Here is an 11506-nt window from a genome sequence, read left to right as displayed (position 1 = left end):
ACCATGAAAATAGACAGATTCCATAACATCACTTCATATTATATAATAAAATATATTATTTTAAAATTAATACAATCTAGAAAATCGCTTCGAAATGGCTTTCTCAATGCAAGTTTTAAAAAAAAGACACAATTTCTTACATAGAACAAAATGAGATTAAAATAAATGAGGGGTTACAATGAAAAAACAAATTTTCCCTAGTATCTTCTTAGTTGGTATTGGTTTATACTTCTTTTTGCAAAAACTTCCAATAGAAGTCGGTTTTCAACTGTTCACATGGCCGACAATTCTTCTAATTATTGGACTAGCTTTACTCATTCAAGCCTATTTAGCTAATGATTTCCCTATAATTATACCAGGCATATTATTTGTTGGGTTAGGAATCCACTTCCATCTCGTTCAACAATGGGAGATTCAACTCGATCATGTTGGTGTAACCTTATTATTTATTGCATTAGGTTTTTTTCTTATAGCAAAAAAAATAAAAAGTGGGAAATTCTACAGCTGGCTATTTTTATTTCTTGCAGTCATACAACTCTTCCATACAAATTTATTTTCATGGCTCAAACTATCAACTGAGGAAGTTCGTAAATTCGAATCCATTTGGCCTATCGCCTTAATGATTATCGGGGTTTATGTATTTATTTTTAAAAGAAAATAGTTCATTTATAAAGAAAACTTAAACGACGCTAGATCCTTCAGGAAACGAAAGAGACTAGAGTTCGCCGAATGAAAAGAGAGTTTTTCGGCTTTGATATAATGCTGCTTACGCCTTCCTTGTGGGATTAGCGCACACGGAAATTTGAATTTAGAATATTTACATATTTCCATCGACTAAAAAAGGACTATCCAGTATGTTAGCAATTCGTAATAACTGGGCAGTCCTTTTTGTCATATCAAGTACACCTTGACATATATATTGTCTTATTTATTTTCTTTATTGATATTCACATCTTCGTAAATATAACTTTGTAAAACTTTCCAAGCTTCTTCTTTTCCTAAGCCTGTTTCTGAGGAAAACATGATGACCGTATCCTCTTTTTCGACTTGCAATGTATCTTTGACTATTTTCAAATGCTTTTGCCATTTGCCTCGAGGAATTTTGTCAGCCTTCGTTGCTATAATAACAACTGGGATTCTATAATGTTTTAAAAACTGGTACATCGTGATATCGTCATTTGTTGGCGGATGACGAAAATCGACAATTGAAACAACGCATTTTAACTCTTCACGCTTCGTTAAATAAGTTTCAATCATGCCGCCCCATTTTTCACGCTCTTTTTTTGAAACTTTCGCATAGCCATAACCAGGTACATCAACGAAGTAAAACTCCTCATTTATTTTATAAAAATTTAATGTTTGCGTCTTACCAGGTTTGGATGATGTTCTTGCTAAACTTTTTCTACCTAGCATCTTATTAATAAACGACGACTTTCCAACGTTTGAACGCCCCGCCAAAGCGATTTCTGGCAAACGACTACTTGGATATTGTGCCGGAGCTACAGCACTAATTTCGATATCGGCACTTTTAATTTTCACGAATTTCACCTACTATTGCATTTTTCAACACTTCATCGACATGGGTAACGGGGATGAAGGTTAATTCTTCCCGAACTGATTCAGGTATATCATCTAAGTCACGTTCGTTATCTTTCGGCATGATAATGGTCGTTAAACCAGCCCGATGCGCACTTAATGTTTTTTCTTTTAATCCACCAATTGGGAGTACTCTTCCTCGTAACGTCACTTCTCCAGTCATTCCTACTTCACGTTTGACAGGTTTACCCGAAAGAGCCGATACAAGGGCTGTTGTCATTGTGACTCCTGCAGAAGGACCATCTTTCGGAACCGCTCCTTCTGGTACATGGATATGAATATCATACTTTTCATGGAACATCGGGTCAATCCCTAATTTTTCTGCCGACGATCGAATATAACTAAATGCAGCTTGAGCCGACTCTTTCATTACATCTCCTAGTTTCCCTGTTAAAACAAGTTTCCCTTTCCCTGGAGCAAAAACAACTTCGATTTGAAGAGTATCGCCACCAAAAGCAGTATAAGCAAGCCCTGTAGCAACACCAATTTGATCTTCTGTTTCCGCTTGACCATAGTGGAAAACCTTTTTACCGAGTAAATCTTCAATATTTTTATCCGTAACGATCACACGTTTCTTTTCTTCAGACGTTATAATTCTAGCCGTTTTTCTACAGATTTTCGCAATTTGTCTTTCTAAACCACGGACACCAGCTTCTCGTGTATAATAACGAATAACTGAAGTGAGTGCCTCATCGCGAATTTGTAACTGCTGCTTTTGCAACCCATGATCTTTCAATTGCTTATTAATAAGATAATCTTTTGCGATATGTAATTTTTCTATTTCGGTATAGCCTGCGATTGTGATGATTTCCATCCGATCACGCAATGGATTTGGAATCGTACTTAAATCGTTCGCTGTTGCAATAAACATGACTTTTGAAAGGTCATATGTTTCTTCAATATAATGATCACTGAAATTTTTATTTTGTTCTGGGTCTAAAACTTCAAGCATGGCAGCTGAAGGATCACCACGAAAATCATTTGACATCTTATCAATTTCATCTAATAAGAAAACAGGATTAATTGTACCAGCTTTACGCATCCCTTGAATGATTCTTCCTGGCATTGCGCCGACATATGTTCGACGGTGTCCCCGTATTTCTGATTCATCACGAACACCACCTAATGAGACACGGACAAATTTACGATTTAAAGAACGGGCAACTGATCTTGCAAGACTTGTTTTACCCACTCCTGGAGGACCGACAAGACAAAGAATCGGACCTTTTAATGAGTTCGTTAGTTTTTGCACAGCTAAATATTCTAATACTCGCTCTTTAACCTTCTCTAAGCCATAATGATCTTCATTAAGAATTCGTTCTGCTTTTTTAATATTCATGTCGTCTTTCGTTTCTTTTGACCAAGGTAATGCGATTAACCAATCAAGATAATTACGAATGACAGCACTTTCTGCAGATGTACTTGGGATTTTTTCATAGCGGTTTAACTCTTTCATTGCTGCTTCATACACATGTGCAGGCATACCAGCTTGTTCAATTTTTTCCGTTAATGTTTCGATTTCCCCTGATTTGCCTTCCTTATCCCCAAGCTCTTTTTGAATAGCTTTCATTTGTTCACGCAAATAATATTCCTTTTGCGTCCGTTCCATTGACTGTTTCACACGTTGACCAATTTTCTTTTCTAATTGAAGAACTTCTTTTTCATTATTTAATATTGTTATAATTGCATTCATTCGTTCTTTTACATCAACCATTTCTAAAAGTTCCTGTTTCTCTTTTAGCTTCAATGGTAAATGAGAAGCAATAATATCGGCAAGTCGACCAGGTTCTTCAATATCTTGCACGGTCGCATATGTTTCGGCAGAGATTTTTTTTGACATTTTTATGTATTGTTCAAATAAATCAAGAATCATTCGCATAAGCGCTTCTTCTTCAACATCACTATGTGTTTCATTTTCAAAAGTGGAAATCTTTACTGAAAAATATTCTTCCGTTTGGTCAAATTCTTCAATTCTCCCCCGCTTTAAGCCTTCAACTAGTACGCGAATAGTCCCGTTTGGAAGTTTTAGCATCTGTTTCACTTTTGTTAACGTACCTATTTCATAGATATCTTCCTCAGTCGGCTCATCAATCGTTGTATCTTTTTGCGTTGTTAAAAAAATTAAATGGTCATTCATCATTGCCTTTTCTAAGGCTTGTACAGATTTATCTCGACCTACATCAAGATGAAGTACCATTGTCGGGAAAACAAGTAATCCCCGAAGCGGTAGGAGGGGAACAATCATATTTTGTTCTTCGTTCATTTTGAATACCTCCAGTTTCGCACCAATCTCTTTTTAGATTCAGGTGTTCAATTATGTATACATTGTAAAAATTTGCTTTAAGTAAATGATTTTTTATATAAATCATATGTTTTCTTGCATAGTTATTTCCCTACAAACAGATGCCTTTTTAAAATTTTACCGTATTTACCAGATACTGTCTAATTTGAAGTAAAAGAAATGAATTTTTTCCTTAACTTTGTTGTTACTCACTAAGGCGAACGCTTGCCACGGGAGCACTCATCTTGCCTCAACAATATGAACTTTCCGCTTCAAAAGCAATACAACAACATTTTAAAAAAGAGCATAAGTAAAAGAAAAATACGTACAACCGATCGAGGAAGACAATAGTTTCGTCTAAAAAAAGCTGGTTTGTCTTAAACAAATCGTTATTGGAAAGACAAACCATATTTCTCGATTTTCTAAAGTGATTTTAGACACTTTCTTTTCTCTGTTCTTCATATGAAAATGCTGCTGTTGCCGTATCTCGTTTTTTTATTTGTTCTTGCTCACCTTTATTATGTACTTTTTCTAACGTATGTTCAAATACTTCTTTTAATGTTGTGACAGGAACAATCTCAATCCCATCCACTTCATTAAAAATAGATTCCATATTGTCATGTGGAATAACCACTTTTTTCACTCCAGCTTTTTGTGCCGCTTTAACTTTTGTATATACACCACCAACTGGTTTTACACGACCGTGAATACTAATTTCACCTGTTAATGCCACTTTATGATCAACTGGAATCTGATAAATAGCAGAATAAATCCCTGTTGCCATAGCAATTCCTGCTGAAGGTCCATCTACCGGAATACCACCCGGGAAATTTACATGAATATTGTATTCATCAGCTGGAACACCAAAAGACCTTAAAATTGTAATAACATTTTCTATAGAACCTTTAGCCATACTTTTTCTTCGTATTGATTTTCCTTGTGTACCAATACTTTCCTCTTCTACAATCCCTGTAATATTGATACTTCCTTTTTCGAGAGCGGGAATTGCTGATACTTCTATTTCCAGTAATGCACCACTATTTGGTCCGTAAACAGCAAGTCCATTTACTAATCCAATTTCTGATTGGTCATGGATTTTTTGCTCCATTCTTGGTGTTAATTGACTAGTATTGATAATCCATTCAATATCTTCATCTTTTATTTTTTTACGATTTTCAGTTATCGCAAGACCAGCAGCAATTTGAACGATATTTACTGCTTCACGCCCATTTTTTGCGTAATCAGATAATTTTTCAAGTGCATAATTACTCATGTTAAGATTTACCTTTTTTAATGCTCGTTTTGCCACTTGTTTTATCTCATCTTTATTTAATTCACGGAAAAAAACTTCCATACATCTTGAACGAATAGCCGGAGGGATTTCATCAGGTGTTCTCGTTGTTGCGCCAATTAGCCTGAAATCAGCTGGAAGTCCATTTTTAAATATATCATGGATAAAATTTGGGATTTGCATATTTTCTTCACTGTAATATGCACTCTCAAGAAATACTTTGCGATCCTCTAATACCTTTAATAATTTATTCATTTGAATGGGGTGTAGTTCCCCGATTTCATCAATAAATAGGACGCCACCATGCGCATTCGTTACAGCCCCTTGCTTTGGCTGTGGGATACCTGCTTGTCCCATCGCACCAGCCCCTTGGTAGATTGGATCATGTACAGAGCCAATAAGTGGGTCGGCAATGCCTCGTTCATCAAATCGGGCAGTTGTTGCATCTAATTCCACAAACTTCGCATCTTTTTTAAAAGGAGAAATTCCTAGTTTTTTTGCTTCTTCCAAAACCAGTCGTGCTGCAGCCGTTTTACCAACACCAGGAGGCCCATAAATAATTACATGTTGCGGATTTGGACTACAAAGACCTGCCTTTAAAGCTTTTATTCCATCCTCTTGACCAATTATATCATCAAAACTAGTCGGTCTAACCTTTTCAGCTAATGGTTCAGTTAACTTAATTGACCGTAATTTTTGTAGTTGTTCCATCTCTTTTTTTGACTCTCTATCGAGTGAAACTTTTTGTGTTCGCTGATTTCGTAATAAGTTCCAAAAATACAACCCGATAATTACACCAAACACGAGTTGTATGATTAATACGATTCCAGGTAAGTTCATTGTATTCCCTCCATTGCCATATTATGTGTTCTTTAGTATCTCCTTATCAGCAATGGAATAAACAAAAAAATACATTTGAGTTTGAAGTTGAAATATAAAAAATGATGAGTTAGTTTTATTGAAATGTGGGTTCACTTACGCAACACGTTAACAAATAAAAAAGCTACCTTGCAACAGCCATTTATTAATGGGATATGTTTCAAGGTAACTTTATACATACATTTTTTTATGCTGAAGTTTTTTCTTCTTCAATCACTGTTCCGTCATTTAACAACAATTGAGGTCGTTTGTTTTCTGTTACAGCTTCTTTTGTAATAATACATTTTGTAATATCTTCACGTGATGGTAATTCAAACATCACATCTAACATAATTCCTTCAATAATTGAACGCAATCCTCGAGCGCCTGTTTTACGTTCAATTGCCTTTTTCGCAATTTCAAATAGAGCTTCTTGCTCAAATTCAAGTTCTACATCATCAAGCTCTAATAGTTTTTGATATTGTTTGACAAGAGCATTTTTTGGCTTTGTTAAAATTTCAATTAGTGCTGCTTCATCTAATTTTTCTAACGTTGCAATCACTGGAAGACGACCGATAAATTCAGGAATTAAACCAAATTGAAGTAAATCTTCTGGTAACACTTGTGAAAGTAAGCTTTTTTCATCCACTTCTTCTTTTATCGAATCCGTGCCGAAACCAATCACTTTTTTACCTAAGCGACGTTTAATAATTTGTTCGATCCCGTCAAACGCACCACCGACAATGAACAAAATATTTGTTGTATCAATTTGAATAAACTCTTGATGTGGGTGTTTTCTTCCACCTTGAGGAGGAACACTTGCTACTGTACCTTCTAATATTTTTAACAAGGCTTGTTGCACACCTTCACCAGATACGTCCCGTGTAATCGATGGATTTTCAGATTTCCGAGCAATTTTATCAATTTCATCAATATAAATAATTCCCTTTTCCGCACGTTCTACATCATAATCAGCAGCTTGGATGAGTTTTAGTAAAATATTTTCAACGTCTTCTCCAACATATCCCGCTTCTGTAAGTGAAGTAGCATCAGCAATGGCAAATGGAACATTAAGAATTCGGGCTAATGTCTGAGCAAGAAGTGTTTTCCCACTTCCTGTTGGTCCAATTAAGCTAATATTACTTTTCGCTAATTCTACATCGTCAACTTTATTTTTTGTATTAATTCGTTTGTAATGGTTATAAACAGCGACAGCTAATGTCTTTTTAGCTTGGTCTTGCCCAATCACATACTCATCTAAAATTGTCCGGATTTCAGAAGGTTTTGGAACATCTTTGAATTCAACTTCTTCATCATTTCCTAACTCTTCTTCAACAATTTCTGTACATAATTCAATACATTCATCGCATATATAAACGCCAGGACCAGCAACTAGTTTACGGACTTGTTCTTGTGATTTACCACAGAAAGAACATTTTAATTGTCCTTTTTCATCATTAAATTTAAACAATTCATTTCACACCCCTTAATTTATTTAAATCCCATCAATGGACAGTTTTTTATATGTAACCGAGTTATTCAAATTAGAAGATAGCGTTTTTAGTTCCTGTTTCTTTAATTATATGTATTAGGATTGTATCATATTGTTTAAAAAAAATGAAAAGAAAACGATTCGAATATTATGTATAATTTAAAATTCCTTTTTAAGGATATCGTGAAGTCTAGACATGTATCATATGTAAAAAAACTGAAGAACTTCTTCATAATCGACTGCATCAATAAGTGTCTTATATATAGTCTATTCAATTATATGTGATAAAACGTAGGTAAAAACTAGAACTATAGTGATGCTATCCATTAGGATAAAACAAGGCACGAAAGAAATCCGCGCCTTGTTAATAACTTATGATGTATGTCCCTAAATGTCGATTATTCTTCTACTTGTTTGCTATTATCAACTAATAATTGAACAGCTTTATTCATTTTCAAGTCTTCTTTTACACTGTCAGTCGAACCAAGAATTTGTTTAATTTGGTCAACTGGCATATTGTACATTTCAGACATGTTTTCAAGTTCTTTATCTACTTCTTCATCTGTTACTTCAACGTTTTCTGCTTTAACAATTGCTTCTAATGTTAAGCTTACGCGAACACGTTTTTCCGCATCTTCTTTCATCGTTTCTTTCAATGCATCCAAATCTTGTCCTGAGAATTGAGTGTAAAGTTCAAGATTTAATCCTTGTTGTTGTAAGTTTTGATCGAATTCTTTTACCATCCGATCAACTTCACTTTCTACCATTACTTCAGGAATATCGATTTCTGCATTTTCTGCAGCTTTTTCAAGAACTGCATTCTCAACTTCATGTTTTGCAGCATGTTCTTTTTGTTCATTTAGACGATTTTTAATTTTTTCTTTTAATGCGTTCAATGTTTCTACTTCATCGTCAACATCAACAGCGAATTCATCGTCTAGTTCAGGTAAAACTAAACCTTTTACTTCATGAACTTTTACTTTGAATACTGCTGGTTTACCTGCTAATTCTTCTGCATGATATTCTTCAGGGAATGTAACATGAACATCCTTTTCGTCACCAGCTTTAACCCCTACTAATTCCTCTTCAAAACCAGGAATGAATGAACCTGAACCAAGCTCTAATGAATGATTTTCAGCTTTTCCGCCTTCAAATGCTTCTCCATCAACGAAACCTTCGAAGTCAATGACAACTGTGTCTCCTTCTACTGCTGGTTCATCTTCTTTAACAACTAATTCTGCATGACGTTTTTGAAGTTGTTCAAGTTCTGCTTCAACATCTTCATCTGTTACTTCTGTATCAACTTTTGGTACTTCAAGACCTTTATATTCGCCTAGTTTCACTTCAGGTTTTACCGTAACTTCTGCAGTAAAAATTAACGTTTGTCCTTTACCAATTTGTTCAATATCGATTTCTGGTTGAGCAACTGGTTCAATTCCAGTTTCTTCAATCGCACCAACATAAGCATCTGGTAAAACGATATCTAAAGCATCTTGATATAGAGATTCTACACCAAATCTTTGTTCAAAAATTGGACGTGGTACACGACCTTTACGGAAACCAGGAATATTTACTTGTTTTTGAACTTTTTGAAACGCTTGATTAAGCGCTTTGTTAAATGTTTCCGCATCTACCTCAACCGTTAATTTACCTTGGTTGCCTTCTAGTTTTTCCCATTTTGCAGACATACCGATTCCCTCCAACAACTATTTATCAATAATTTTTTTATTTTGTTCTTGTATGTTGACCTTGTTCATTGTTTTCTCATTTACAATGTTTGTCCAAAAAGCAAGTTTAAAAGTTGAAGCTCCCTAGACCTCATACAAGGTATGGATAAAAAAGAACATATTATTCTAACCATACCATTATAACATAGGAACTATTTGTTTCAATACATAAGGTAAAAATTAGAGTATTGGCTTTTTTTCTATGTACGTCGTTTTATGTCGCATTGATTTCTTGCTCTACTTTCAAAATAAACTGCTTTGCTCGATCAATTTCTTCCTCGTTAAGATGAACTGTTAATAAGTCAATGGCATAGCTCTCCATAAAATCCTCGCCAAGATAATCTTCTACAACAGATAAAATGGCATATCCCCATAAATTTAAGTCCGTAAACTTCATTGTTAAAGGATCTATTGCAAAAAAGAATCGATCACACAACGTCTGTGCGTACGATAGTAAACTTGGATTTTCACTTAAAAGAATTTCTTCCAGTTTTTGTTTTACTTTGTTCGGAAAGGGTGCTTCTTGAACGCCAACATATTCATTTATGTTGATTCGAATATATTGATCAAATTTTTCAACTTCAACTTCTTCATTGATTTCGTTTTCTTTTAATGCGTTGAGAAGAATGGTCTTTATTAATGGGTTTCCGTCTTCTAATAGAAGGTAATCTTTAATTTCGTTCAAACAATTTGCAATCGCTTCTGCATCCAAATTAGCAATTCTCGAAATAACCGTATTCGTATCTCCTTCAAAAAGCATTTCCACTTGTTCAGAGGACATCTCACTGTTTTCATTCGCTAATTTTTCACTTAACTCTAACAATTCCTCATACTGTTCTAGTTTATGAAACGGAACTTGTTTATCTTCCAATAACATTGTTAACATTGTATTGATTTTTTTATACTCATGAAGTTGAAAAAGTACACTAATATATAATTCCACTGTTTGAAAATATTCACCTAGTCCACTGTAAATCATTTCCTCTAGCAGTGTACGTACTTTCGATAAATTGCCAATCTCCATATATGCACCAACTAAAGTATATAGAATATCAGGATTTTCTGGATCTAACTGTTCAGCTTCTTGTAAAAACTTGATTGCCTCTTTTATCTCTCCTTGAACCAATAAATTTTGACTTTTTTGTAATAGCCGTAGCGGTAAGTTTGGAAGAGGTATTATTTTACCATTCGAAGTATATTCCTTCATTTGCAAATCCCACGCTTTATGTTCTTTTTTGTCATTTTATCATTGAAAAATGGAAATGCAAAATGAGAAGGATGATGGAAACTTACAAGGACACGAAAAAAGTCCTCCCTTTATGAGAGAACTGCTTAACGTCCCAGACGAGATTCGAACTCATGACCTACAGCTTAGGAGGCTGTCGCTCTATCCAGCTGAGCTACTGGGACATGTTCTTATAATAAGATAACAACACAACTATTTATTATTTTTGTACAATCATACCCATTCCTCTACGAGCAGTTTAATGGATTGATACATCGAGATAACTCGGAGTATTTTCAAAGATGCTTTGCTCGTAGCTTAGCTAAAGGTACATTATACGAAGAAAATCCCTTGGAATATTAAATATTGAAAACAAGAATTATTTTATCATAATAAAAAACGACTATCAATAGTTTTTACTCTTAACATAGAAGGAACATTTGGGAAGAAGCCACTATACCCTCACTGATGAGTTAAAAAAATCATAAATAATCCATTTGTAAGGAACAAACGAAAAGACTCTTGAAATCACAAGGTTTTAAGATGCCTTGTGTAAAATATGTGTAAAAATATGCTATGTGTAATGTTCGTTACTGTTAATACAAACATTTATTATTGTATATTTTTGAAGAGAGTGAAAATAAGCATTGAAACTACTTTAAAAATTAATAGGAGTACCACCTTTAATATTTTGCAATATAGAATAATGAACAATCGTCAAAAAAACGAGAGCTATACATATACTTGACTTTCGTTAATAAAATCAATGGCAATGTTATACTACAAAAAATCAACTTGCAAATTAGATGACTAATTAAACGTCCTCTAATTTATTCTCGTTTGTAATCTTTAATTCCTAATATAAAAAATATGAATCCAAACACAAGAGAAACTATGCAAATTATTGTTATTTCTGCAGGTAAACTCTTCATTACACTCTTAAACAGTTCTGAATTCAAAGAATCCCCTTTTGAAATATATATTGATGCACTAGTGTTGCATTAATTTAAATTAACTATTAAAAATACCCAAAATC

General features: G+C 34.2%; 7 protein-coding genes and 1 tRNA gene. 1 reads left to right on the top strand and 7 read right to left on the bottom strand.

Annotated elements, in window-relative coordinates; all coding sequences use genetic code 11:
• Nucleotides 1–178 precede the first annotated feature (178 nt).
• A complete protein-coding gene (locus tag BN2144_RS10970; RefSeq protein ID WP_033828270.1) occupies nucleotides 179–661 on the top strand; it encodes a LiaI-LiaF-like domain-containing protein in 483 nt (160 codons plus the stop codon).
• Nucleotides 662–924: 263 nt separating this feature from the next.
• Here BN2144_RS10970 and yihA read toward each other — a convergent pair whose 3' ends face one another.
• The 7 genes from yihA to BN2144_RS10935 all read right to left on the bottom strand — a co-directional run bounded on the left by yihA (nucleotide 925) and on the right by BN2144_RS10935 (nucleotide 10655).
• Nucleotides 925–1539: a ribosome biogenesis GTP-binding protein YihA/YsxC gene (gene yihA, locus BN2144_RS10965; RefSeq protein ID WP_033828269.1), complete on the bottom strand. Its 615-nt coding sequence runs from the start codon at nucleotides 1537–1539 to the stop codon at nucleotides 925–927.
• Nucleotides 1529–3859, bottom strand: a complete 2331-nt coding sequence (gene lon, locus BN2144_RS10960; RefSeq protein ID WP_033828268.1) for an endopeptidase La — start codon at nucleotides 3857–3859, stop codon at nucleotides 1529–1531. The genes yihA and lon overlap by 11 nt, the downstream gene beginning before the upstream one ends.
• Nucleotides 3860–4310: 451 nt before the next feature.
• On the bottom strand, nucleotides 4311–6008 hold the full coding sequence (gene lonB, locus BN2144_RS10955) for an ATP-dependent protease LonB (RefSeq protein ID WP_042337860.1): 1698 nt from the start codon (nucleotides 6006–6008) through the stop codon (nucleotides 4311–4313).
• Nucleotides 6009–6234: 226 nt separating this feature from the next.
• Nucleotides 6235–7497, bottom strand: coding sequence for an ATP-dependent protease ATP-binding subunit ClpX (gene clpX / locus BN2144_RS10950; protein ID WP_033828267.1), 1263 nt, complete (start codon nucleotides 7495–7497; stop codon nucleotides 6235–6237).
• A 419-nt stretch (nucleotides 7498–7916) separates the two neighbouring features.
• Nucleotides 7917–9206 (bottom strand): trigger factor, encoded by a 1290-nt coding sequence (gene tig, locus BN2144_RS10945; protein WP_033828266.1) that lies wholly within the window; start codon nucleotides 9204–9206, stop codon nucleotides 7917–7919.
• A 253-nt stretch (nucleotides 9207–9459) separates the two neighbouring features.
• Nucleotides 9460–10452 carry a tetratricopeptide repeat protein gene (locus tag BN2144_RS10940; protein ID WP_033828265.1) on the bottom strand — a complete coding sequence of 331 codons (993 nt, stop codon included), beginning with the start codon at nucleotides 10450–10452 and terminating at the stop codon, nucleotides 9460–9462.
• Between the two features lie 129 nt (nucleotides 10453–10581).
• Nucleotides 10582–10655 (bottom strand) — tRNA-Arg (locus BN2144_RS10935).
• Nucleotides 10656–11506: the final 851 nt, after the last annotated feature.

It is taken from the genome of Bacillus andreraoultii (assembly GCF_001244735.1).
Lineage (GTDB): Bacteria > Bacillota > Bacilli > Bacillales > Caldibacillaceae > Caldifermentibacillus > Caldifermentibacillus andreraoultii.
Note: the sequence above shows the minus strand (reverse complement) of the source record. Positions and strands in the feature narration are given on the sequence as shown.